At 72.1% G+C, this 24,203-nt stretch carries 16 protein-coding genes; 9 read left to right on the top strand and 7 right to left on the bottom strand.

All coding sequences use genetic code 11. The features are described from left to right. Positions 1-358: 358 nt before the first annotated feature. Entirely contained in the window at positions 359-907 is a 549-nt protein-coding gene (locus P2L57_RS30840; protein WP_275820090.1) for a MarR family winged helix-turn-helix transcriptional regulator, read from the bottom strand. Between the two features lie 126 nt (positions 908-1,033). On the opposite strand from P2L57_RS30840, the gene P2L57_RS30835 reads away from it, so the two are divergent. After that, positions 1,034-2,326, top strand: coding sequence for an MFS transporter (locus tag P2L57_RS30835; RefSeq protein WP_275820088.1), 1,293 nt, complete (start codon positions 1,034-1,036; stop codon positions 2,324-2,326). 3 nt (positions 2,327-2,329) lie between these two features. Here P2L57_RS30835 and P2L57_RS30830 read toward each other — a convergent pair whose 3' ends face one another. Both P2L57_RS30830 and P2L57_RS30825 read right to left on the bottom strand, forming a co-directional pair. Continuing rightward, positions 2,330-4,060 carry an ATP-binding SpoIIE family protein phosphatase gene (locus tag P2L57_RS30830; RefSeq protein ID WP_275820086.1) on the bottom strand — a complete coding sequence of 577 codons (1,731 nt, stop codon included), beginning with the start codon at positions 4,058-4,060 and terminating at the stop codon, positions 2,330-2,332. A gap of 192 nt (positions 4,061-4,252) precedes the next feature. After that, positions 4,253-5,593, bottom strand: a complete 1,341-nt coding sequence (locus P2L57_RS30825; RefSeq protein WP_275820084.1) for an NAD(P)/FAD-dependent oxidoreductase — start codon at positions 5,591-5,593, stop codon at positions 4,253-4,255. 275 nt (positions 5,594-5,868) lie between these two features. Between P2L57_RS30825 and P2L57_RS30820 the strand changes: the two genes are divergently transcribed. Both P2L57_RS30820 and P2L57_RS30815 read left to right on the top strand, forming a co-directional pair. After that, positions 5,869-6,636: a TetR/AcrR family transcriptional regulator gene (locus P2L57_RS30820; RefSeq protein ID WP_372516001.1), complete on the top strand. Its 768-nt coding sequence runs from the start codon at positions 5,869-5,871 to the stop codon at positions 6,634-6,636. A 210-nt stretch (positions 6,637-6,846) separates the two neighbouring features. Further along, on the top strand, positions 6,847-8,850 hold the full coding sequence (locus P2L57_RS30815; RefSeq protein ID WP_275820080.1) for a sigma-70 family RNA polymerase sigma factor: 2,004 nt from the start codon (positions 6,847-6,849) through the stop codon (positions 8,848-8,850). On the opposite strand, the gene P2L57_RS30810 is transcribed toward P2L57_RS30815, so the two are convergent. After that, positions 8,837-12,121 carry an AfsR/SARP family transcriptional regulator gene (locus P2L57_RS30810; protein ID WP_275820078.1) on the bottom strand — a complete coding sequence of 1,095 codons (3,285 nt, stop codon included), beginning with the start codon at positions 12,119-12,121 and terminating at the stop codon, positions 8,837-8,839. The two genes, P2L57_RS30815 and P2L57_RS30810, sit on opposite strands and share 14 nt — an antisense overlap. 507 nt (positions 12,122-12,628) lie before the next feature. Continuing rightward, entirely contained in the window at positions 12,629-14,722 is a 2,094-nt protein-coding gene (locus P2L57_RS30805) for an asparagine synthase-related protein (RefSeq protein WP_275820076.1), read from the bottom strand. A 1,033-nt stretch (positions 14,723-15,755) separates the two neighbouring features. Between P2L57_RS30805 and P2L57_RS30800 the strand changes: the two genes are divergently transcribed. The 4 genes from P2L57_RS30800 (at position 15,756) to P2L57_RS30785 (ending at position 21,377) form a co-directional block, all read left to right on the top strand. After that, the gene (locus P2L57_RS30800; RefSeq protein WP_275820074.1) at positions 15,756-17,147 is read left to right on the top strand and encodes an NsdA family TPR-like regulatory protein; all 1,392 of its coding nucleotides are present in this window, start codon (positions 15,756-15,758) and stop codon (positions 17,145-17,147) included. A 610-nt stretch (positions 17,148-17,757) separates the two neighbouring features. Next, complete coding sequence (gene lhgD, locus P2L57_RS30795; RefSeq protein ID WP_275820072.1) at positions 17,758-18,966, top strand: L-2-hydroxyglutarate dehydrogenase; 1,209 nt, start codon at positions 17,758-17,760, stop codon at positions 18,964-18,966. Between the two features lie 83 nt (positions 18,967-19,049). Beyond that, positions 19,050-19,856, top strand: a complete 807-nt coding sequence (trmB, locus tag P2L57_RS30790; protein WP_372516000.1) for a tRNA (guanosine(46)-N7)-methyltransferase TrmB — start codon at positions 19,050-19,052, stop codon at positions 19,854-19,856. Between the two features lie 162 nt (positions 19,857-20,018). After that, on the top strand, positions 20,019-21,377 hold the full coding sequence (locus tag P2L57_RS30785; RefSeq protein ID WP_275820100.1) for a PrsW family intramembrane metalloprotease: 1,359 nt from the start codon (positions 20,019-20,021) through the stop codon (positions 21,375-21,377). Positions 21,378-21,379: 2 nt separating this feature from the next. Here P2L57_RS30785 and P2L57_RS30780 read toward each other — a convergent pair whose 3' ends face one another. Further along, complete coding sequence (locus P2L57_RS30780) at positions 21,380-22,006, bottom strand: HAD family hydrolase (RefSeq protein WP_275820070.1); 627 nt, start codon at positions 22,004-22,006, stop codon at positions 21,380-21,382. A gap of 106 nt (positions 22,007-22,112) precedes the next feature. Between P2L57_RS30780 and P2L57_RS30775 the strand changes: the two genes are divergently transcribed. Continuing rightward, complete coding sequence (locus tag P2L57_RS30775; protein ID WP_275820068.1) at positions 22,113-22,481, top strand: hypothetical protein; 369 nt, start codon at positions 22,113-22,115, stop codon at positions 22,479-22,481. A 332-nt stretch (positions 22,482-22,813) separates the two neighbouring features. Next, on the top strand, positions 22,814-23,116 hold the full coding sequence (locus P2L57_RS30770; protein WP_275820066.1) for a hypothetical protein: 303 nt from the start codon (positions 22,814-22,816) through the stop codon (positions 23,114-23,116). Between the two features lie 137 nt (positions 23,117-23,253). On the opposite strand, the gene P2L57_RS30765 is transcribed toward P2L57_RS30770, so the two are convergent. Continuing rightward, positions 23,254-24,198: a M23 family metallopeptidase gene (locus P2L57_RS30765; RefSeq protein ID WP_275820064.1), complete on the bottom strand. Its 945-nt coding sequence runs from the start codon at positions 24,196-24,198 to the stop codon at positions 23,254-23,256. Between the last annotated feature and the right edge of the window lie 5 nt (positions 24,199-24,203).

Genomic DNA, 24,203 nt, shown 5'->3' with positions numbered 1-24,203 from the left:
GGCACGCTGTTGAGTTCTCAAGGAACGGAAGCTTCCTTCGAGACCGTTTCACCGGCCCCTCCGGGCTTTCCCTTCGGTTTCTCCAGCTTATCAGATCTTTTCCGACCCGATTCCCGCTGGCGGGATTCCTGCTTGGTTTGTCTTTCCGGCCTCGCGGCCGTTCCGACGAGTGAGACTTTAGCGGATCCTTGGCCGCTCGGTCTAATCGAGCGAATTCCGGCTCCTCATTTCGAAAACGCGCACGACAAAGCCGCGACGGCTAGTCGGTTGCATTTGCGGAATGGCTACCCGCGGACCGACCGTAGTCGGCGCTCACGCCGGGCAACTCGGAGAACACTACGGATGGGCCGGGTCCGTGTCAACCCGCGTCCGCCACATCCGTCGCGTCCGGATCCACCCGGTGCAGAACCCTCGTCAGCATCCCGCCAAGAGTGGACAGTTCCTCGGAGGACAGGTCCTGCAGCAGTTGGGCCTCGAAGCCTGCGGCCATCCGCATCGCCTCCAGCCACTTGCCGCGCCCCTCGTCGGTCAGCTCGACGATCACCCGTACCCGATTGGACTCATCACGCTCCCGGGTCACCAGGCCCTCGGCGACCATGCGGTCGATGCGGTGCGTCATGGCGGCGGGCGTCAGGCCGAGGCGCTTGGCGAGATCGCCGGGGCCCAGGCGGTAGGGCTTGCCGACCAGGACAAGGGCCTTGAGGACCTCCCACTCGGCGTTGCTTATGCCGAGGTCGGCGACCTGGCGGCCGTACGCGACGTTCATCCGGCGGTTCAGTCGCTGGAGGGCCGAGACGACCTTCTCGATCTGTGGGTCCACCTCGGGGAACTCGCGCTGGTAGATGGCGATCTGCTCGTCGAGGTCGAGCTCCGTCGGCTCATGGGCCGGCTCGTCGGCTGCGGTCATATGCCGAGTATCGCACGGTAGTCGTTCGCGCTTAAGTCTTCGGACGTGTATATTTTACCTTCGAAGTTTAGGTTCGAAGTCTTCGAGCCCGTACATCAGGGGCTCGCGCATCAGAGGTAGGTGAGTGTGACCACGGCAATGGGCGCAGCGCTGCGCCGGATCCAGTTGGGCAACGCGCTGAGCGCGTTCGGCAACGGCTTCACGGTCCCGTTCCTGTTCGTCTATGTGGCGCAGGTGCGGGATCTTGGTGCCGGTACCGCGGGCGTGGTGCTGTCGGCTTTCGCCGCCGCCGCGCTGTTCGTGCTGCCGCTCACCGGTCGAACCATCGACCGGCGGGGTCCGCTGCCCGTAGTGCTCGTCGGTTCCGTGGTCTCGGCGTTCGGATCGCTGGGGTTCGGGCTGTCGACGACGGCACCGATGGCGGTGATCTCGTCCGCCGTGCTGGGCGCGGGCATCGCGGTGATCCAGCCCGCGCTGGCCACGCTGATCGTCTGGTGCTCCAGCACCACGACGCGCTCGCGCGCCTTCGCGACGCAGTTCTTCCTCAACAACCTGGGTCTTGGCATCGGTGGTCTGTTCGGCGGACTGCTGGTGGACACCGCGCACCCCGGCTCGTTCACCCGTCTGTTCGCCATCGAGGCGGCGATGTTCCTGGTGCTGGCCGCGATCGTGGCGACCGTACGGCTGCCGCACACCCCCACGATCGAGGACATCGACGACGCCCCGGAGGACAAGCAGCTCGGCGGTTGGCGGGCGCTGCTCGCCGACCGGTCGATGGTGCAGTTGTGTGTGCTCGGCGCGGTGATGTTCTTCGCCTGCTACGGGCAGTTCGAGTCCGGGCTGGCGGCGTTCGCCACCGCGGTCACCCGTGTCCAGCCGTCGACGCTGGGGGTGGCGCTGGCCGCCAACACGGCGGTCATCGTGATCGCGCAGTTCCTCGTGCTCAAGCCGGTCGAGCGGCGTCGGCGCAGTCGCGTCATCGCGGCGGTCGGGCTGATCTGGACGGTCGCCTGGCTCGCGGCGGGTGCTTCCGGCCTGATCCACGGGCACCAGATGTGGGCGACCGGGGCGATCATCTCCACCTACGCCCTGTTCGGGCTGGGTGAGGCGATGCTGTCGCCGACGGTGGCTCCGCTGGTGGCGGACCTGGCGCCAGCGCGCATGGTCGGGCAGTACAACTCGGCGTTCGCGCTGGTCAAGCAGCTCGCGCTGGCTGTCGGACCGGCGGTCGGCGGTCTGCTGGCGGGCGCGGGGCTGTACGCGGCGTACATCGTGATGCTGGTCGGTTGCTCGTTCGCTATCACCGTCCTCGCGCTGCGGTTGGGCCGACGGCTCACTCCGGCCCAGGACTCGCCCCTGCGGGCGGCGGTGGCGACCACGCCGTCCGCGGAGGTCGACCGGGTGGTGGCGGCGGCCTGACGGTCAGCCGCCCCCGCCCGGCAGGGCGAACTCGCACCAGACCGTCTTCCCGCCGCCAGGTGTCCGTCGGGAACCCCAGGACGAGGCGATCGTCGCGACGATCGCGATCCCGCGACCCGCTTCGTCCGCCGGTTCCGCGCGCCGCCGTCGTGGCAGATGGTCGTCGCCGTCCGTGACCTCGATGATCAGGCGCCGGTCGGTGCGGCGCAGCCGCAGCCGCATGGGCGGGGTGCCGTGCTGCAGCGAGTTGGCCACCAGTTCACTCGTCGCCAGTACGCCCAGGTCCCGCAACTCCACCGGGAACCGCCATGACGCCAGCACCCCGGTCGCGAAGGCCCGGGCCCGCGGCGCCGCTTCCACACCACCGAGCAGGTCGAGCGAGGCGTTGCGGAACAGTTCCGCTTCCGCGCCGGTGTGCCGGGGGTGCTGCAGCACAAGCACCGCCACGTCGTCATCGTGGTCCGAGCTGACGCCCAGCGTGCGCAGCAGGCGGTCGCAGATGACCTGCGGGGTGCCGCTGGCACCGGCCAGTGCCCGTTCCAGTGCGGCGACGCCCTCGTCGATGTCCTCGTCGCGGCGCTCCACCAGGCCGTCGGTGTAGAGAACGGCGGTGGCGCCGGGCTCCAGTGGGACCGAACCCGAGGCGTGCAGCCAGCCGCCGGTGCCCAGCGGCGGGCCGGTCGGCCCCTCGGCGCGGTGGACGGTCCCGTTCACCCCGCGTACGACGATCGGCAGATGCCCGGCGGATGCGTAGGTGAGGCGGGCCTCGCTGGGGTCGTGGACGGCGTAGACGCAGGTGGCGATCTGGCTGGCGTCGATCTCGGCCGCCAGCCCGTCCAGCAGTTGGATCACCTCGTGCGGCGGCAGGTCCAGCCTGGCGTAGGCCCGTACCGCGGTGCGCAGCTGGCCCATCACGGCGGCGGCGCGCACTCCGCGGCCCATCACGTCGCCGATCACCAGGGCGGTGCGCCCCGCGCCGAGGGTGATCACGTCGTACCAGTCGCCGCCGACTGCGGCCTCGGTGCCGCCGGGCTGGTACGTGGCGGCCACCCGCAGGTCGTCGGGCTGCTCCAACTCCTGTGGCAGCAGACTGCGTTGCAGGGTGACGGCGGCCTCGCGCTGCAGGCGCTCGCTGGCCCGCAGCCGCTCGGCGGAACGTACCTGGTCGGTGACGTCCGCGGCGAAGACGAGTACACCGCCCTCGGTGGCGTCCTCGGTCGCCGCCTTCTCCAGGGCCGTGTTGGCCAGCGGGGTGCAGGTGAAGGTGAAGTAGCCGTGCCGCGGCTCGTCGCTCCCGTCCGCCGTCGCCCCGGTCGGGCGGGCCCAGGTCACCTTGCGGGCCTTGACGGTACGGGGCCGGCCGCTGCGCAGGACCTGGTCCATCAGCGGCAGCAGGCCGAGTTCGGCGAGCTCGGGAAGCGACTCTCGGGCCGGTTCGCCTGGTTTGCGGGAGCCGAACACCTCCGTGTACGCGTCGTTGACGTAGCCGGTGCGGTGCTCGGGCCCGTAGGTGATGGCGATCAGCGCCGGGACCTGGCCCAGGACGTCATGGACGGAGAGTTGGTCGGCGGCGGCCGGCCCCGGGTGCTGTGCGCCGCGGGCGGCGGGAACGGAACCCGCGGTACCACCGGCGCCGGTGGCGCCCTTGGATCCGGTGGGGTCCGCTGAGGCGGCGGCCGCCGCTGCGCGTCGCTGTGTTCCGGGGAGCCGGGCGCTCCAGCGCGTCAGATTCACAGATTGATGCCTCGTGCTGTCGTACCGGATGGCTCTGCCGGGCGGCCTTGGGGTAAACGCCCAGTTTCTCTTCTGTGTCACACTCTGCCCGCGTCAGGCGCACCTGTCACTCTTCGCAGGTGTGGACGTACACGCCGTCACCGTCGCAGTGGTGGAGCGTAGTTGGCGACGGGGGCGTGCGCCCAGCCGGAGCTACGCGTCCGGCTGTCTGCCGGTTCCGGCGGCGAACTCGAACTCCGCACGGGGGTTCTCCAAGGAGCCGAGTGCCGCGATCTCCCGCTTGAACAACGCGGCGAGAGTCCAGTCGGCGAGGACTCTGGCCTTGCGGTTCGCCGTGGGAAGGCGGCTGAGGTGGTAGACGCGGTGCATGAGCCACGCAGGGTAGCCCTTGACCTTGCGCCCGTACAGATGGGCGACGCCTTTGTGCAGGCCGAGTGAGGCCACCGAGCCGACCGAGACGTGCTGGTACTCCTCGGGCCGGCTACCGCGGAGGGTGGCGATGATGTTGTCGGCGAGGACTTTGCCCTGGCGGACGGCGTGTTGGGCGTTCGGGGCGCATTGTGCGCCGGGTTGCTCGGCCGTGAGGTCGGGTACGGCCGCGGCGTCACCGGCCGCCCAGGCGTGCTCGGCGCCGTCGAGCTGGAGGGCCGCGGTGACCCGCAGTCTGCCGTGCGGATCGCTCGGCAGGCCGGTGGCGGCGATGAGCGGATGCGGCTTGACCCCGGCGGTCCACACCACGGTGCGGGTGGGGAAGCGCGCGCCGTCGCTGAGCACGGCGACCCGCTTCTCGCAGCTGGTCAGCCGGGTCTCCAGCCGGACGTCGACATTGCGGCCGCGCAGCTCGCGTACCGCGTACCGGCCCAGCTCCTCGCCGACTTCCGGCAGGATCCGGTCGGCGGCCTCCACCAGCACCCAGCGCATGTCGTCGGCGTCGACGTTGTGGTAGTGGCGGGTGGCATAGCGGGCTATGTCCTCCAACTCGCCGAGCGCTTCCACGCCCGCGAACCCACCGCCGACGAAGACGAAGGTCAGCGCCGCGTCACGGACCTCGACATCGCGGGTGGAGGAGGCGATGTCGAGCTGTTCGAGCACGTGGTTGCGTAGGCCCACGGCCTCCTCGACGGTCTTGAACCCGATGCCGGACTCGGCCAGACCCGGGATCGGAAGGGTGCGGGAGACCGATCCCGGGGCGAGTACCAGCTCGTCGTACCGCAGCTCGGTGTCGCCGCCGCCCTCGGTCCGGGTGGCGGGGGTGCAGACGTACGCGGTCCGCTTCGCATGGTCGATGCGGAGTACCTCGCCGACCACGACCTGGCATCTGGGCAGGACGCGACGGAGCGGCACGATGACATGCGCGGGCGCGATGGACCCGGCCGCCGCCTCGGGGAGGAACGGCTGGTACGTCATGTAGGGGTCGGGTGAGATGACGACTACCTCGGCCTCGCCGCGCCTGAGCTTCCGCTGCAGGCGCAGGGCGGTGTACATGCCGACGTATCCGCCGCCGACCACCAGGATCCGTGCTGGCTCTGTCACCCTCCCATGACGCACCGACAAGCGGTGTTTTGTCCACAGGGCCGGTAGTGCGTTGTCCACAGGGAGACCATGGGTGGTGCACAGGCTCGTACGATGCTGGAAGCAGTCCGAGGAAGTACCTGATCGGGGCGGTCCGGGCGGAACTACCCCCTTCATTCTTGACTTGGGCTCAACTATGTTCGTACAGCGGTACGTCGTCGGGGCGCTCAACAGCCCTGCTCCGGCGGCGCATTGGGGGAGTCTCCGGGGGGAGACGTCACAACCGGGGGATACATATGCATATTCAGGATCCGCAGTGGGCGATGACCATCAGCACTGACGGTGACGGACACGGCCGTGCCCATGGACGTGCGCACGGCCTGACGACGGGGGGTACGGGGGGTAGGGGCGCGCCGCTGCGGGTGGACGCCCAGCGCAATCTGGAGCATGTGCTGCGGGCGGCGCGCGAGGTCTTCGGCGAGCTGGGTTACGGCGCGCCGATGGAGGATGTGGCGCGCCGCGCCCGAGTGGGCGTCGGCACGGTCTACCGGCGTTTCCCCAGCAAGGACGTGCTGGTACGCCGGATCGCTCAGGAGGAGACCGCCCGGCTGACCGAGCAGGCGCGTGCCGCGCTCGGTCAGGAGGACGATCCATGGGCCGCGCTGTCGCGGTTCCTTCGCACGTCGGTCGCCTCCGGGGCCGGGCGGCTGCTGCCACCTCAGGTGCTGCGGGTGGAGGCCGGCGTGCCGGAGATCGCGGAGCCGAGGGTCCCGCAGCAGCGCGAGTCGGGACCGGTCGAGTCGCGGGTCGAGCAGCGGTCGGCGGGCGGCGAGCACGGTGACGACGGCATCTCCGCGCTGCTCGCGGTGGTCGGTCAGCTGGTGGAGCGGGCCCGTGCGGCGGGCGAGTTGCGGCCCGATGTGGCGGTCGCCGATGTGCTGCTGGTGATCGCCACCGCGGCGCCATCGCTACCGGACGCGGCGCAGCAGGCCGCCGCCTCGGCCCGGCTGCTGGAGATCCTGTTGGAGGGGCTGCGGTCGCGTTCACAGATACGTACGGCGTAGTCCGCCGTTGGCCCAGCCCGTCGCGCCAGCTCGGGTGGGCGGCCTGGTCCAGGCCCGACGCTCACGGTTCCGGTACGAGTGAACGTTCGGGCCTGAACCGGGAAGTCTGCCCGGACGGGTGGTTCCGGTACCAGTCAGGGGGCGTGCGTCACCTCGGTGTGCGACCCTTGGCCGTGGCTTGATGCATCGGCGTGTTCTGGAGCTTGCGCGATGGGCGTTGACGGACGGGACGACTCACGAGGCGCTGACGGCGCGGAGTCCGGCAGACCCGACGCGAGTGGTGGCTCAGGTGCCGCCGGTGGGTCTGGCGAGTCCGCCAGACCTGGCCGCGGGCTGCACCGGCGCGTTCCCGGCCAGGCGCCCGCGGGAGCGGGCGCCACGGGCGCGGCGGATGCCACCGAGTGGGCCGGGAGCGGGCAGGACGCGGCCGACGAGTTCGTACCGCAGCAGCGCGAGCAACCGGGCGGCGAGCATCTGCCGCCGTCCGACGCCGAGTTGATCGCCCAGGTGCGGGACGGCGACGACAGCGCGTACGAGGAGTTGTACCGGCGGCACGCCGATGCGGTGCGCCGTTACGCCCGTGGCTGCTGCCGGGACGCCTACACCGCGGAGGACCTCACCGGCGAGGTGTTCGCCCGCACCCTGCAAGCCGTGCGGGGTGGGGCCGGGCCGGACGCGGCGGTGCGGGCGTATCTGCTGACGACGGTGCGGCGGGTGGCGGCGTCCTGGACAAGCTCCGCGAAACGGGAGCAACTGGTCGAGGACTTCGCGGTGTTCGCGATCAGTACCGCGGGTGCGTCCGCCAGCGGCGAGAGCGGTGCGTTCGGCGCCGGAACGGACCTCGGCGCCGATGTGCGGGCCATGCACGAGGCTGAACAGACACTCGCCGTCAAGGCCTTCAAGACCTTGCCCGAGCGCTGGCAGGCGGTGCTGTGGCACACGGCGGTGGAGCAGGAGTCGCCCAGCCAGATCGCCCCGCTGCTGGGGCTGACCGCCAACGCCACGGCGGTGCTGGCGCACCGGGCCCGTGAGGGGCTGCGCCAGGCGTATCTGCAGGCACATGTGAGTGCCGCGCTGACCACCGAGGGCGAGTGCGCCCGGCACGCGGACCGGCTCGGTGCGCACGCTCGCGGCGGCCTGCGGCTGCGTGCGGACCGGGAGTTGCGCAAGCACCTCGAAGCGTGCGGGAAGTGCCGTGCCGCGGCGGCGGACCTCGCCGATGTCAACGCGTGTCTGAAGGGCCTTCTGCCGGTTGCCACGATCGGGTGGTTCGCCACGGCCTACATCGCCAAGGCGGCCGGTATCGCCGCGGCCGGTGCGGGCGCCGCCGCCGGTGCGGGCGCGGCGGCGGGCGCGGGCGGGGCTTCGGGCTCCGGTGGTGCGGCGGGCGGTGCCGCGGCGGAGGGCGTGGGGATGCCCGCGAAGATCGGGATCGCCGCGGGCGTGGTGGTCGCGGCGGGCGGGGTGGCGCTCGCCGCCGTCCTGCTCGGAAACGACCAGCACACACCGAAGCCGGAGGCCAAGCTGCCGGTGTCGGCCGCGCCCGTCGTACCGCGACCTAAGCCGTCCCCTCCGCCGTTCGCGGCCCCCGCCCCGACCCCCAGGCCCAGTACGCCGCCGCCCGCCCCGGCCCCCGCGGCGCCGCCGAAACCCTCGCCCCGGCCGACGCAACCGCCCAAGCCGACCCCGACGCCCACCCCACCGGCGACCCGGCCGACGCCACCGCCCAAGCCCACCCGCAAGTCCACCCCGAAGCCCACGCCGCCCCCGCCCGCTGCCCCGGCGGTCTACCAGCTCAACCGGCTGCCACTGAGCGTCTTCGGGGACGGCACGGAGCCGACGGTCCGCCCCGACGCGTTCAACTGGCTCTGGCGGCGACACGACCTGAGGATGGACGGCACCAGCTACCCGGACGGTGTGAGCGTGCACGCCCCCTCGTCCGTCGTGATCGATCTCAACCGCGCCTGCACCTCGTACGACGCGCTGGCCGGGCTGGACGACCTCTCTGCCGGAACCGGCGCCGTCCGCTTCTCGGTCTACGGCGACGGCACCCAGCTGTACGCCTCGGGCGTGGTCACCCCGGACAGCGGTCCGGTGCCGGTACACGCCGACGTGACCGGGTACAAGACGCTACGGCTGGTCGTACAGGACGCGGGCAGCGGGCCGTTCCTGGATCTCGCGGACTGGGCGCGGTCGAGGATCAGTTGCCGGTGACGCCGTCCAGCAGGTCGGCGGCCTCGGCCAGGGTGCGGCGCAGGCCGTCCGCGTAGGCGGCCTGGTACGCCCGGTCGTCCAGCGCGGCGCGGGCTTCGCCGCTGGCCCGGGCCGCCAAGGCTTCCTCCGGCACCGAGCGGGACAGCGATCCACGCGCCGCGGCGGCCGCGCCCATCACCCGTACCGCATCGGCGGGTTGGCCCAGCTCCAGCAGGACGGCAGCGGAGCGTTCCGCGATGGAGGCGAGCAGCGGTTCGGGACAGTGCGTCGCGAGGCCCTCGCGCAGAGCACTCCGCAGCGCGTCCAGCGCCTCTCGCGGCCTGCCTTCGGCGGCCAGCACATCGCCGTCCAGGCCGGTGAGGAAGACGTTGAACATCGGCGGCGGCGTGCCCCGTTCCGCTTCAGTGCGGGCGAGACCGCACAGCTCACGGGCCCTGGCCAGCTCGCCCGCCCGTATCGCAATACTGCTTTGCACACACCGGATATAGGTACGGCCATCCCAGATGCCGTAGTGATCGGCCTCCCGCTCCGCCCGTTCCAGCAGCTTCACGGCCAACTCGTCATCGCCCTCGCGGGTGGCGAGCTCCGCCAGCCTGGCGACCAGGAAGGGGATCTCGGCGCGCGCCCCGAGTTCCTCACACAGCCGCATGGACGCCTCGTAGTCAGCACGCGCGGTGGCGTACTGGCCGCGCGCGGTGGCCAGTTCGGCGCTCGCGCCGTGTGCCTGGGCGAGCAGCCACCGGTCCCCTACCCGTTCGGTGCGCTCCGTCAGCTCCGCCCAGTCGCCATCGGCGATGTTCAGTCCGCCGGGCAGATCGATGATCACGTGCATGCGAAACATCAGCCCGCATGCGATCTCCCAATCCCCGCCATATTTGCGGCACGTCGCGACCATCGCGTCGGTCAGCGCCCGCATGTCCTTCTGCCTGCCCAGGTGAAATCCAGCGAACGGCCACAACAGCCCGGGAAAACGCGCGCCGTGCGGTCCCGGTTTGGCATAGAGCTCGCTGATCCGCCTGGCCGTCGCATTGAGCTCGTCGGCGCTCATCCCCGACGGCTGGTCGGCGCTGATGAAGAACAGCATCAGCCGCAGGTCCATCCGCGACCAGCCCAGCGGGTCGGCGGGGTCCTCGGGCGGTTCGCCCAGCGCGGCTATCCGCCGGAGCCACACGATGCTCTCATCCCGGTAGTTGCGCAGCCACCAGAACCAGCCGAGCGCGGCCGCCATCGCCAGCGCCGTCTCCTCATCCCCCTCGGCGATCACACGCTCCAGCGCGCCACGCACATTGTCCAGCTCCGTCTCCAGCCGGTCCAGCCAGGGCAGTTGGTCCCGGGTGTGCAGTAGGGGAGCGGCGGTCTGTGCGAAGTCGTGGAAGTACGCGGCGTGGCGGCGCGCGGTGGCGGCCGACTCCTCAGGATGCTCCGCGGCGCGCGCCCGCGCGTACTCCTGAATGGTTTCCAGCAACCGGTACCGCACCCCGTCGGCCGACTCATCGGCGACCAGCAGTGACTTGTCGACCAGCGACCCGATCAGGTGGAGGACGTCCGTGTCGCGGATCTCCGTACCATCGGTGCACACCGCCTCGGCGGCGGCGAGGGTGCAGCCGCCGGAGAAGACGCAGACGCGGCGCAGCACGGTCCGTTCACGGTCGTCGAGCAGTTCCCAGGACCAGTCGACCACCGCCCGCAGTGTCTGCTGGCGCGGCAGTACGGTGCGGCTGCCAGTGGTCAGCAGGCGGAAGCGGTCGTCGAGCCGGTCGGCGATCTGGCGTGGGGTGAGCATCCGCAGCCGGGCGGCAGCGAGTTCGATGGCCAACGGCAGCCCGTCGAGTCGGCGGCAGATCTCCGCGACCGCCGGAAGGTCCGCGTCCACGGCGAACCCCGGGCGGACGGCGGCGGCGCGCTCGGCGAACAGCCGGTGCGCGGGCGGCGGCGGCAGCGGCTCCACCGGACGTACCGCCTCGCCCGGCACGCCCAACGGCTCACGGCTGGTCGCCAGCACGGTCACGCCCGGACAGTGGGCGAGCAGCGCCTCCGCGGTGCGGGCGGCGGCGCCGATGACATGCTCGCAGTTGTCGAGTACCAAGAGCATGCGGCGTTGCGCGCAGTGTTCGAGCAGCCGCTCGGTCGGCTCGGCGACGGGCACCGCCGCGGTCAGCACGGTGGTGTCGCTGCGGCCGACGGAGTTGAGTACGGCGCGGGCGACCCCGCCCGGGCTCGCGACGGGCGCGAGTTCGGCGACCCACACCCCGTCCGGGTACGCGGTCGCGAGCTCGGTTCCGGCCTGCTCCGCCAGCCGCGTCTTTCCGGAACCGCCCGCACCGACCAGGGTCACCAGCCGGTGCCGGGTCATGTCCGCACGGATCGACCGCAGGTCGTCCTCGCGCCCGACGAAGCTGGTGAGCCGGGTACGGAGGTTGCCGTGCGGTAGGCGGCTCTGCGCGGGCGCCTCAGGCAGCGACTCGGCGGACGGCGGCGCGCCCGCGGGCGGCTCCTGCGACCGCTCCGGTGCGGGCCGGGACGCGGCCGGCGGCGGAGCGGCGGCGGGAGGACTCGCCGGAGCGAGTGGCGGGGGATTCAGCAACTCGGCGTGCAGTGCGCGTAGTTCGGCGCCGGGGTCGGCGCCCAGGCTGTCGGCGAGGACGTGGCGGGCCTGCTCGTACGCCGCGAGGGCGTCGGCGGTACGGCCCACCGCGCGCAGCGCGCGGATGTACTGCGCATGGAACGGCTCGTTCAACGGGTGCTCGGCCACCAGTTCCTGCGCCTGCGGCAGGACGTCCGCGGCGCGCCCGAGCGCCAGATACGCCTCGGCGCGCCGCTGCAGGGCGGTGAGCCGGAGGGCCTCCGGCCGGGCAGCGGCGGTACGGTCCGGAAGGTCGGCGAGCGCCGGGCCGCGCCAGAGCGCCAGGGCCTCGTCCAGCGCGGTCGCGGCGGCCGCCGCATTGCCCGCGTCGAGCGCGGCACCGCCGTCCTTCGTCAGGCGCTCGAACACGAACAGGTCGACGTCCTCGGGCTTGGCACGCAGCACGTAGCCGGCCGGACCGGAGGCGACCTCGTCCCGGCCGAGCGCCCGGCGCAGCCGGGACACCAGCGCTTGCAGCGCGCCATGGGCGTCCTCGGGCTCGTCGCCGCCCCACACCTCACCGATGAGCACGGACGCCGCGACGGGCCGCCCCGCGCGCAGCGCGAGGGCGGTGAGGATGGCGCGCAGCCGGGCGCCCGCCAGGGGTGTTCCGGCGACTTCCGTCGTACCGAGGATGAGATACCGCACGGTTCATTCTCCACTGGTTCGCTCGCGCGGACGTTTGGATTTTCCTCCGACCCAGCCCGATTGCACGTTTCGGTCTGCGGATCCGCTTCGGCCGCGGCTGGTTTCCCACTCACTCGCAGCGCTGCAGCCCATACGAGGAGGTGTGCCGGGGTCCCCGCAGCGCCCCCGCGACGCACCGCAACCGCGAAGCGAAACCCGGAGTGCGAAGACACCCCGGCACACCCCGGTACCCACAGCCAGCCGCGCGCATCGTCGACCACAGCAGACGGCAACGGAGACTCCCACCCACAAAACCGCAGCGCAGGAACACGCACCCACCGACACGCAATCTCGCGCAACGGCGACCAAGGACCAACGGCAACGGGTGGGCGGGCGGGAATTCCCCACCCGTCCGCAGCGCAAGAGCACACCCGTACCCGCAGCCAGCCGCGCGCAACGATGCCCGCAGGCCGACCGCAGTGGGCGGGCGGGACAAACCCCCGACCACCGCCCAGCGCGAGCGGCCGCCTAAAGAGGCGGCGGCAACGAAATCGCCCTGAACGCCAACGCGAGTGCCCCCGGCGCGTCGGGGCCCGTCCAGCACGATCCGCGCCGCGCCAGCAGCCGCCGTAGCCAGACCTCCGTGCAGACCAACTCCCCCAGGCCGTCCAACGGCAACGGCTCCCCGTCGGCCGCCGCGCGCAGCGCACCCCGTACCACCCGCGCGTCGACCAGCCCCGCGTCGGCCAGCAGCGGCGCGCTGAAGAGGTCCATCAGGTCGTCCACGGCGGCGCGCAACCCGACCCGTACCGCGCCGGAGGCGTTCGTCGTCGCGCCCCACCCCGGCGGCAGGTCGCGAACCCCCGCTCCGGCCAGGACCGCCCGCAGCACGGCGGCCCGCGCACCGGGCCGCACCCGCATCGACTCGGGCAGTGCCTGGGCCGCGCGTACCACCTGGTTGTCGAGGTACGGCGCGTGCAGCCGTTGACTGCGCACCTCGACGGCCTGCTCGAAAACCCTCAGGTCAGCCGCGGCGCGAGTGAGCGCGGCGCGGGCCCGCCGCTCACCGGGACGGCCGACAGAACCGGGCCGGGCCGCCGCGTCGGACAAGCGAATCGATACTTCGGCCAGTGCCTCTCCGGTGAGCCAGCGCGCGGCGGGACCAGGGCGGCACCAGGTCAGCGCCGCGAGCGACGCCGTGAGGCCGCCCGCGCCGACATCGTCGAAGCGCCGCTCCAGCAGTCGGCCCGCCGCGTCTTCCACACCCTGTTGATAAGGAGTGCGGGCCAGCCGCCGGGCCGCCCGGTACAACGTCAGCGGTACGAACGCGGACCGCGCCGAAGCCCCCTCCGCCCTCGCCAACGCGGCGGCGGGGCGGAGCAGATGGCGCCGGTGCCGGTCCAGCAGCAGGTCGGCGAGGCGCGCGGGATGCGCGTCCAGGACATGGCGCGCCCCCTGGCCGATGAAGTGGTCGGCGCCGCCCGCCGCGAGGCGCCGCCGGTGCCGTTCCGCGGTGATCAGCGCGGGCCCCGGTTCGTCGGTCAGCGGACCGCTGTCCAGCAGGTCGGCGAAGGGAAGGGACTCCGCACCGCCGGGCACCACGACATGGTGCAGTCGGGGGTCGGCCGCCATTCTGCGGGCCCGTTCCAGCTCCGCGTCGCGCCCCTGCTCCCCGCCGGTGGCCAGGTCGTTGAACGTGACGGCCAGCAGCCGCTGCCCGGCCTGCGCGCCCAGCCCGATCGGCATCCCCGGCATACCGGGCAGACCCGCGGCGAGCAGCGCCAGGGTCGCCGACGCGCTGCCGCCCGACAGGTCGGCGCCGATCCCGGGCGCGGGCGCGTCACCGGGTTCAGGTACGAAGCGCGGCTGGGCCAGCCGGGCCCGTACCGCCTCGACCAGCGCGTCACGCACTCCGGCGACCGCCTGCTCGGCGTCCGTGACGGAGCGGGACGCGCCGACGGCGAGGGAGGCATGCGGCTCGTACCCGGTGACCTCCGGAACGCCCTCACGCAGGATGAGCGCGTGACCGGGCGGCAACCGGCGCACGTTCTGGTACGGCGTGCCGTTGCCGAGCGCCTCCGGCGAGTCGGGGCAGGCGAGTTGGGCGGCGAGTTGGGTGACGTCGAGGCCCGCCTCGACGAGGTCGGCCAGCGGCAGCGCGGCCGTGGCGTAGGCGGTGCCGCCCGCCCACGGGGTGTGGAAGACCGGGCGGACACCGGCGAGGTCGGCGACGACCGTGGTCCGGCGGCCGATCTGGAGCACGGCGGTGTAGCTGCCCGCCCACATGGTGAGATGGCGCAGTGCGCCGCCGCGCGCCGCGTAGAGCCCTATGCGCAGTTCGTCGTCGCTCGCGACACACCGGCCGAGTACGGCGAGGCGCGCTGATACCGGGCCGCCGTTGCGCTGCACGGAGTTGAAACCGTAAGCGCCGTAGGCGCCGTTGCCGCCCGGGCGTGTCGGGTCGGCCGTGATGACGCGGATCTCGTCGGGGCGCCAGTCGCCGACCGCCCACAGAGGATCCGGGTCGCCCCACAGGAGTTGCCCGCCGACCGGCAGCAGGGTCCGGCCCGCGACGACGGATGATCGCGCTACGGCGCTGCTCCAACCCACCAACCACCGCATCGCAGCCTCCACCGGCTGTGGACAACTGGCCTCGCACCACGGCGAACTGCCGCTCCATCACAGCCCCGCCCGATCTCCGTTCGGGGAACGTCAGGGCTCTGCTCTGGGAACATGCTGCCACGGAGTGGAGCGTCAGGGGGCGTACGGGAGCATGGCGAAGCGCCGTCCCGCGCCGCCGATGCGGGCCATATGGCGATATGGGCGTTATGTTCTGTCTGTCGTATGCCAGTCGGCGTATGCCGCAGGCCACGTGCCGCATGGCGCGGGCCGCGTTCCGCTCGCCGCCAGCCGTGTCCCGTACCGCGTCGGCCGTACCGCACAGCCCCCGCCCCTGCCGCGCAGGCCGCCTGCCGCACGGCGTGGCCGCGCCCGGGGCATACGGCGGGGTGCCGGAGGACCACTGGGCGCCCAGGGTGGACGCCCCGGCCAGGCCGTCAAGTGCCGCGGTGCGGTGCGACGCCGGGTAGAGGCTGCCCGCCCCGGGCCTCCCCCTCCGTGGTCCGGAACGGGCAGCCCGTCTCAGTGCCCCGCACCCGCAATCCCCAAACCGGCGATTTCGCGCCACAATCGCGCGGCCATTCCTCGCACCGCGCCCGGGCCCAACGCTCAGTCCGGGAGGCGTCGGCACGCCTCCCGGACCGATTCCGCCACCCGCGGGGAATGAGGCAGCGGTGTCCCCTGGCCCACCACCGACAAAACCGAAGCCGCAGTCTCGACGGCAGGCCGACCCACGGCCCCATGCAAGCGCGATCACCTCGATCCGCACAGAGCGCACAGACAGGCGCACAGCCACACACTCCGGGAGCACGTACACCAGTGCGGCGCAGGAATCTCGCCATCCGGGACAACTCCTCTTAACGGTCGGGATCCGGCGAACTACGCTGGGTGTACCCGAGGAGCGGGCGTCCCGGCAGCTCGGGGCTCGGCCCATGCCCTGCGACGGGCGCCGGCGGTCGCAGGACCCCGGCGGCCAGGGGGTAACGCGGTCCGCGGCCCGCGTTGCAGGGGGCGGCGAGCGGGACGAGGAGTGCGCATGACGAGGGAACACCGCGGGCCGAACGAGAAACTCGGCACCATGCTCGCCCTGGCCGGGATCAGTAACGCGGGGCTCGCGCGCAGGGTCAACGACCTCGGAGCGCAACGGGGGTTGACGCTTCGCTACGACAAGACATCGGTGGCCCGCTGGGTCGCCAAGGGGATGGTGCCGCAGGGGGCCGCGCCGCATCTGATCGCCGCGGCGATCGGCAGCAAGCTCGGCCGCCCGGTGCCGCTGCATGAGATCGGCCTCGCGGACGCGGATCCGGCGCCCGAGGTGGGGCTCGCCTTCCCGCGCGATGTGAGCGAGGCGGTGAAGTCGGCGACCGACCTGTGGCGCCTCGACCTCGCCGGCCGCCGCGACTTCCTGACCGGCTCCTTCGCGGTGACCGCGTACGCCACCCCGGCCTCCCGTTGGCTGATCACCCCCGCGGATGGTTCTGTGGCACGGGAGTTGACGGACTCCGGCGCGGCGAAGGTCGGCCACGCGGATGTGGGCAAGCTCCGCGAGGCCGCCGACGACGCCCGCCGCTGGGACTCCAAGTACGGGGGCGGAGACTGGCGTTCCGGCATGGTGCCGGAGTGCCTGCGGGTGGAGGCGGCACCGCTGCTGCTCGGTTCGTACAGCGACGACGTGGGGCGCTCGCTGTTCGGCGCGACCGCCGAACTGACCCGCCTGGCCGGGTGGATGGCGTTCGACACCGGCCAGCAGGAGGCCGCGCAGCGCTACTACATCCAGGCGCTGCGGCTCGCCCGCGCGGCGGCTGATGTGCCGCTCGGCGGCTATGTGTTGGCGTCCATGAGCCTGCAGGCGATCTACCGCGGCTTCGCCGACGAGGGCGTGGACCTGGCACAGGCCGCGCTGGAGCGCAACAGGGGCCTGGCGACGGCCCGCACGATGAGCTTCTTCCACCTGGTCGAGGCCCGCGCCCACGCGAAGGCGGGCGACCCGCAGGCGTGCGGGGCGGCGCTGTCGGCCGCCGAGGGCTGGCTGGAGCGGGCGCGGGACGGCGACCCGGACCCGGCGTGGCTCGGCTTCTACTCGTACGACCGGCTGGCCGCCGACGCCGCCGAGTGTTACAGCGATCTGGGCGTGCCCAGGCAGGTCCGGCGCTTCACCGAGACCGCGCTGTCCCGCCCGACCGAGGACTTCGTCCGCTCCCACGGTCTGCGCCTGGTCGTCTCCGCCGTCGCTGAACTGGAGTCCGGAAACCTGGACGCGGCCTGCGCGGCAGGCGTACGAGCGGTGGAGGTCGCCGGTCGCATCTCCTCCGCCCGCACCACCGAGTACGTCCGCGACCTACTGCACCGCCTTGAGCCGTACGGCGACGAACCACGCGTAGCCGAACTGAGAGAACGAGCCCGCCCCCTCCTGGCGGCCCCCGCCTAGGGGCTTCCGCCGGAACCGATCCGCGCCACGGGAGCACTCGCCGCTGCGCGGCGCCGAGCCCGACTGCGACGCCGGGGGTAAGGGCAGCAGTCCCGCCCCGGCGCTCCGGGACACGACGCCACGGGCGCGGCGGCGCCCCCGTGAAACGGGTACGGCTGGGACACGGGACGCCCCCCGTAACAACGCAGGACGCAGCCCCGCGACCGCGCCCTGGGGACAGCCGGCTGAGCACCGAGGCCCAGCCTCGTCCGGGCACGGCAGCCCCAGCGGGGTGCAGGGGCACAGCCCCGCCCGGGTGCACAGGCTCACCCCACCGGGGCGTCGCGGCGCACCCCCGCCAACGCACAAGCACGCCCCCACCGGGGTGCAGGGGCGAAGCGCCGCCCCGGGGCCCCGGGACGCCCCCGTCCAAGCCCCGCCCGGGGCTCAGGGGCGCCCCCGTCCAAGCCCCGGGGACGCAACTCCCGGAACAAGGTGCCGGGGCCCGTGGAAAAGGGCGGGTGGGTGGGAAGACGGTTTGTGTGGCCTGTCAGTGGGCCAGTCCATGATGGGGATGTCCAGTCGGCAACGGCGCAAGCCGGGAAACGGCGCAAGCCGAGAAGGTGACGCGATGGCGAACGCATGCGACGTGCTGGTGATCGGCGGAGGGATCATCGGCCTGTCCACGGCGTACGCGATCACGCGTAGCGCCCCCGGCACGCGCGTCACGGTGCTGGAGAAGGAGCCCGCCCCGGCCCAGCACCAGACCGGCCGCAACAGCGGGGTGATCCACAGCGGGATCTACTACCGACCTGGATCGCTCAAGGCGCGGTACGCCGTGCAGGGCGCGGCCGAGATGGTCAAGTTCTGCACCGAGTACGACATTCCGCATGAGGTGACCGGAAAGCTGATCGTCGCCACCGAGCGCGCCGAACTGCCGCGTCTGCACAGCCTGGTGCAGCGCGGCAGGGAGAACGGCATTCCGGTGCGGGAACTGGGGCCGTCCCAGATAGTGGAATACGAGCCGCATGTGCGGGGCATCGCGGCCATCCACGTCGGCACCACGGGCATCTGCGACTTCGGCGCGGTGACCCGGACGCTGGCCCGCCTGGCCCAGGACGCCGGCGCGGACCTGCGCTACGGCCACCAGGTGCGGGCGATCACCCGGCGCGGTGGTGAGGTGATCGTCTCGGCGGCGGACACCCAGTTCCGGGCCAAGGTGCTGGTGAACTGCGCGGGCCTGTACTGCGACCGCGTCGCGCGGCTGGCGGGTCTCCGCCCGGCCATGCGCATCGTGCCGTTCCGCGGCGAGTTCTACGAGCTGGCACCGTTCGCGGCGGATCTGGTCCGCGGCCTGGTCTACCCGGTGCCGGACCCGGCCTTCCCCTTCCTGGGCGTGCACCTGACCCGCGGCGTGGACGGCGGCGTCCACATCGGCCCCAACGCGGTGCCCGCCCTCGCTCGCGAGGGCTACCGCTGGCGGACGATCAACCCGCGCGACCTGGCGCAGACCGCCGCCTTCCCCGGCACCTGGCGGATCGCCCGCCGCCACTGGCGGTACGAGATCGAGGAGATCCACCGCTCGCTGTCCAAGCGAGCGTTCACAAGGGCGGTGCAGCGGCTGCTGCCCGATGTGCGCCCGGAAGATCTGATACCGGCCGCCTCGGGCGTCCGCGCCCAGGCGGTACTGCGCGACGGCACGCTCGCCGACGACTTCCTCATCGCCGGTTCCGGCCCGTACGTGCACGTACTGAACGCACCGTCTCCGGCGGCCACGGCGTCCCTCCCGATCGGCCGGGAGGTGGCACGGCGAGCCATGGAGGCGCTGCGCACGGTCTAGAGACGCTGCCCGCGGGGGTGGCACGGCCCCGCCCCTCACCGCCCCGGGTTTCCTTCCGGCGTCCCCGTAGAATTGGGTGCACTGTGTCTGAGTCCCGCACCCCCACATCCACCGTCGACGCCGAGAACGGCCGCGCAGCCCGCGAGGGCAAGCCGCGCGAGCCGATGTTCCCGAACGGCCCGGCGGCGCATCCGCATCCGGACGCTCACCGCGAGCAGCGGATCCGTACGTTCCATCCGCGCCGCGGCCGAGTGACCGCGGCGCAGGGCGACGCGATCAACCGGTTGTGGCCGCAGTGGGGCCTGGACATCGACGGCAGCCCACTCGACCTGGCGGCACTCTTCGGCACCCCCGTGGCCCCCGCCGACATCCCCGTCGTGGTGGAGATCGGCTTCGGCATGGGCGACGCGACCGCGGACATGGCCGCCGCCGACCCGGCCGCCGGAATCCTCGCGGTGGACGTCCACACACCTGGCCAGGGCCATCTGCTCTGCCTCGCGGAACAGAACGGCCTGTCCAACATCCGGGTGGCCAACGGCGACGCGATCATCCTGCTCCGCGACATGCTGCCGTCCGGCTCGCTCGCGGGCCTGCGCGTCTTCTTCCCCGACCCGTGGCCGAAGGCCCGCCATCACAAACGCCGGATGATCCAGCCCGAGTTCGTCTCGCTGGCGGTCTCCCGTCTCGCCCCCGGTGCCACCTTCCACTGCGCCACCGACTGGGAGCCGTACGCGGAGCAGATGCTGGAGGTGCTCAGCGCCGAGCCGGAACTGCGCAACGCGTACGACGGCTACGCGCCCCGCCCCGACTTCCGGCCGATGACGAAGTTCGAGCGACAGGGTCTGGACAAGGGCCATGTCGTCCATGACCTGATCTTCACGCGCCGCTGAGGCCGCTGAGGCCACTCGCTTCCCAGTCCCGGGGCGACGTCGCGCGTACCCGCCGTTCGGCCTTAGTCTCGACGGGTGTACTCGCACCCGCATTCGCCCGGTCCTTCCGGATCCCAGCACACCGGGCCGAACGGGTACGGGCCCACCGGCCCGGCCTACACGGTGCCGGGAACGAGCCCGGCGAACGCCGCCCCCGCCCAGCACGGCCAGGGCACGTACCCGGTCCCCTACTACGAGCAGCAACCGCAGTTCGCGCTGCCCAAGCGCTGGCGTTACAAGCCGCGCCGCGCGTTCGGGGAGAGCAAGGCGCTGCGTGCCGGGGCGTTGATCGCGCTGCTCGCCCTGTGCGGTCTGGTCATCTTGGCGATAGTCCGCCAACAGACCGGCACCGAAGGCTTCCTGGTCGGCGTCGCGCTCGCCATCCTGCCGGTTCCGCTCCTGGTCGGAACGTTTCTGTGGGTCGACCGTGTGGAACCGCAGCCCTGGCGGAACCTGGTCTTCTGTTTCGCTTGGGGTGCCTGCGCCGCCACTCTCGTCGCGCTCCTCGCCAACAGCTTCGCGACACATCTGCTGACCACGACGTTCACCTCGAACCCCAGCGAGAGCGACACCTGGGGCGGTACGTTCGTCGCCCCGCTGGTCGAGGAGACCTGCAAGGGCACGGCCGTCCTGCTGCTCTTCCTCTTTCGCCGCCGCGATATCCAGGGCATCGTCGACGGAGTGGTCGTCGCGGGGATCACGGCGACCGGCTTCGCGTTCACCGAGAACATCCTCTACATCGGCAACGCCTTCGGTGAGGACCAGGTGCTCGGCTCAACCGGCCTGGGATCCACCACCATTGCCACGTTCTTCATCCGCGTGATCATGTCCCCGTTCGCGCATCCGTTGTTCACCAGCATGACGGGCGTCGGCTTCGGCATCGCCGCGATGAGCCGCCGCGGCCAGGCACGCCGCTGGCTGGCCCCGCTCGGCGGCTGGGCGATAGCCATGCTGCTGCACGGCATATGGAACGGTTCGTCGTCGCTCGGCCGGTTCGGCTTCCTGCTGATCTACGCGGCCTTCATGGTCCCCGTCTTCACCCTGCTCGCCTGGCTCGCGGTCTGGTCGCGGGGCAACGAACTGCGTACGATCCGCGCGCAGCTGCCGGTCTACGCGATGGCGGGCTGGCTCTCCCCGCTCGAACCGCTCGCCCTCTCCTCGATGAAGGCCCGCAAGCTCGCCCGCGACCTGGCCCGGCGCGCCCGCGGTCCGGCCGACGCCCGCGCCGTCCGGGAGTACCAGTCGTTCGCGACCTCGCTCGCCTTCCTCCGCGCCCGGGCCGAGAGGGGAGACGCCGACCCCGACTTCACCACCCGCGAGCAGGAGTTGCTGCACCACATGTGGCAGCGCAAGGCGCTGGCCCAACCCCTCCTGGCCCAGGCGGCGTACGCCATCCACCCCCCGGTGCCACCCCAGTGGCCCGGCCCGCAGGTCCCGCCCCCGTACTACGGCCCCGGTCCCTACGGCCCGTACGGCCGCTGACCTCAGCCCTGCGCGGCGACCCAGGCGGGCAACTCCGCCAGGCCGTCCAGTCGCACATCGGCGCCGCCGTCGGGACCCCGCTCTATGAACCCGTGCGGCCCGCGCCGCAGCAGTCCGGCCCTGAGCCCTTCACGCTTGGCCGCCACGACGTCGTTGTCGACCCGATCCCCCACGTAGAGGATCTCGTGCGCCGCACACGGCGCCTCGGCCACCACCCGCCGGTAGAACGCCGGATCGGGCTTGCTCACTCCCCAACCGTCGCTCGTGGCGATCAAATCCGCCGGCAGCCCGCACCCCACCAGATCCTGATGGGCCCGCACCGGCTGGTTCCCCGCGATCCCCACCCAGATCCCGGCCCGCTTCAACTCGGCCAGGCACGGCCGCACATCGGAGTACAGATCATCGGCCCCGAACCCGGAACTCTCCCCCGCGGCCTCCCGTTTCCGGTCCTCAACCCGCAGATCAAAGTCCGCCCGAAACACCCGAAACGCCGAAAGCTGCGACTCCCCACGCGCCATCGCGGCCCCCAACACCGCCGAGAAGGTGTGCCGCGGCACGCCCAGCCAGTCCGCCCACCCCGCGAAGACCGCCGTCTCGTCCACCAGCGTCTCGCCCACGTCAAACACCACCGCGCGAATCATGGGCAGCAGCCTAAGTCGCTGTTCGCGGCGCCGGCTTGGTGTGGGGGGCGCGAAGGCCGGGATAATGCCCACCGGATTCGACACAGGGGGAGCGATGTCCGGAATTCCGTGGTGGGTTGTTGGCTGGGCGGTCGTCATCGGGGGCGGCTGGGCCAGTGAGAATGCGCGGCGGGCTCTGCGGACTCGGCACAAGCGGAAGTTGGAGCGGCTGGCGGCCGAGGAGCGCAAGCAGCAGGCGTTGAGTGCGGCGAGCAAGCCGCCGGAGCCGGTCTGCGGATGTACGCACCACCTCGCCAAGCATGACAAGCAGGGCAAGTGCCACGAGATCGTCGAGGCGCCGACGGCTTGGGACGCGGACAAGAAGCCGGTCGACTACGAGCCGAGGCCGTGCAACTGCCAGCAGTATGTCGGGCCGCAGCCGCTCGCCACGGTCTACGCCGAGGACATCGTCGATCTGGAGTAGGGCGGGTACGGCGCGGTGTGCAGGCCGGTCCCGGTCACCGCTCCCCCGCCGGCACCGTCAGACCCCCTCACTGGAGTCGAAGCCGAACTGGTGGTCTGCGTAGACCAGTTCACCGGCCTGGCTTGCGAACGCGCACCTTCGCACGGGGGTCCCATGAGCACACGTACGGCAGCCGCGGTGGCGGCTGCCGCCACCGCGGCGACCGCATCGCCGGACGGCATGATCAGCGCCTCTGACCACCCCCTCGCCGACATTTCGGGCAGGGCTAGTCTCAGGAACTACATACACAGGGGAACTACACAGGTGTTCCTTAAACGGGAGGTAGTGAACGGATGGCCAGGATTCCAGGTTCCGTAGTGGCGGCGACCGGACTCATCGGCGGGTACGGCGTGGCGCGGTGGACCAAGAAGCGTCCGCTGGGCGGCGCGGCGCTGGCGGTGGCGGGTGCCTTCGCCGCGCGTGACTGGAACGGCAAGGCCGGGCTCAAGACGGCCGTCACGCTGACCGGGCTGTACGCGGCCGCCGCCGCGGGTTCGCACCCGCTGGCGAAGAAGGTCGGCGCCTGGCCCGCGGTCTTCACTGCGGCGGGCGCGGTCGCCGCCGCCTCTTGGATAGCCGCCGACCGGCACCACTGAGGCCGACCGGCGCCACTGGGAAGGTGGTGCGCCGACGGCCCTGGTGTCGGGGGATGGCACCGGGGCCGTCGGCAGTTCATGGACACGCACTCGCACGCATCGCTTAGCGGGCGCTTAGTACGTGTTCTTGTTGAATGTTATACCGAAACGCCGTGGTCCCACAGCCAGGGCAGCGGGTCGACCGGCCAACCGCCACCCGGACGGACCTCCAGGTGCAGATGGGGGCCGGTGACATTGCCGGTCGCGCCCACCCGGCCGATGACCTCACCGGTGCTGACCTGGCCGCCCGTCTTCACCATCGAGGACAGATGGCAGTACCACAGCTCGGTGCCGTCATCGAGGGTCAGCACGATGCGGTAGCCGTACGAGCCCGCCCACCCGGCGGAGGTGATCGTCCCGCTGTGGATGGCCATCACGGGGGTGCCGGTCGGGGCGGCGAAGTCCTGACCGGTGTGGGCGGAGGCCCACAGCGAACTCGCCGCACCGAAACCGGCGGTCGGCGTGTAGGACGTGACGGGTTTGCCGTAGCCGGTGGCGAGTTGGGCGGCCCGCTCCGCGTCGGCCTTGACGGCGGCGTCCGCGGCGGCCTGCCGACGGGCCTCCTCCTCGGCCTTCTTCTTCGCCGCGTCATCGCGCACCTTCTGCGCGGCGGCTTCCTTGGCGGCCTTCTCCTCGGCGGCCCTGCGCTGCGTGTCCAGTACGGCGGCGTCGGCGGCGGCCCGCTGCGACTGCGCCTGGGCCAGGATCCGGGTACGCAGCGACTCGCCCGCGTCCAGCGATGCCGTCCGGGTGGCGGCCGGAGGTGTCGAGGCGGCCGGACCGGTGACGGCGTGCACCATCTCCGGCGGCGCATCGGGGACCGAGACCGGAATCGAAACCGGCGACTTGCTCTGCGCGGTGGCCACTCCGCCCGCGCCGACGGCGGCTATCGCGGCAACGCCGAGGACCGTGGAACCGCGCGAAACGGAACGCTGCTTGGGGAACCGGTGCCGACCTGGGTCAGTCGCGGCCGGATCGGCCGAGACGACGAAGAGCGGTTCTTCGGGGTCGGACTCCGCGGGGCCGGGCTGCTGGAACGCCACTGCTG

This window comes from Streptantibioticus ferralitis (assembly GCF_029223525.1).
Lineage (GTDB): Bacteria > Actinomycetota > Actinomycetes > Streptomycetales > Streptomycetaceae > Streptantibioticus_A > Streptantibioticus_A ferralitis.
Note: the sequence above shows the minus strand (reverse complement) of the source record. Positions and strands in the feature narration are given on the sequence as shown.

Coding starts and splice junctions, on each gene's coding strand:
- P2L57_RS30820 (WP_372516001.1), top strand. CDS start 5,869: ATGCATATTCAGGATCCGCAGTGGGCGATGACCATCAGCACTGACGGT.
- lhgD (WP_275820072.1), top strand. CDS start 17,758: ATGGCGAACGCATGCGACGTGCTGGTGATCGGCGGAGGGATCATCGGC.
- P2L57_RS30815 (WP_275820080.1), top strand. CDS start 6,847: ATGGGCGTTGACGGACGGGACGACTCACGAGGCGCTGACGGCGCGGAG.
- P2L57_RS30805 (WP_275820076.1), bottom strand. CDS start 14,722: ATGCGGTGGTTGGTGGGTTGGAGCAGCGCCGTAGCGCGATCATCCGTC.
- P2L57_RS30840 (WP_275820090.1), bottom strand. CDS start 907: ATGACCGCAGCCGACGAGCCGGCCCATGAGCCGACGGAGCTCGACCTC.
- P2L57_RS30775 (WP_275820068.1), top strand. CDS start 22,113: ATGTCCGGAATTCCGTGGTGGGTTGTTGGCTGGGCGGTCGTCATCGGG.
- P2L57_RS30800 (WP_275820074.1), top strand. CDS start 15,756: ATGACGAGGGAACACCGCGGGCCGAACGAGAAACTCGGCACCATGCTC.
- P2L57_RS30770 (WP_275820066.1), top strand. CDS start 22,814: ATGGCCAGGATTCCAGGTTCCGTAGTGGCGGCGACCGGACTCATCGGC.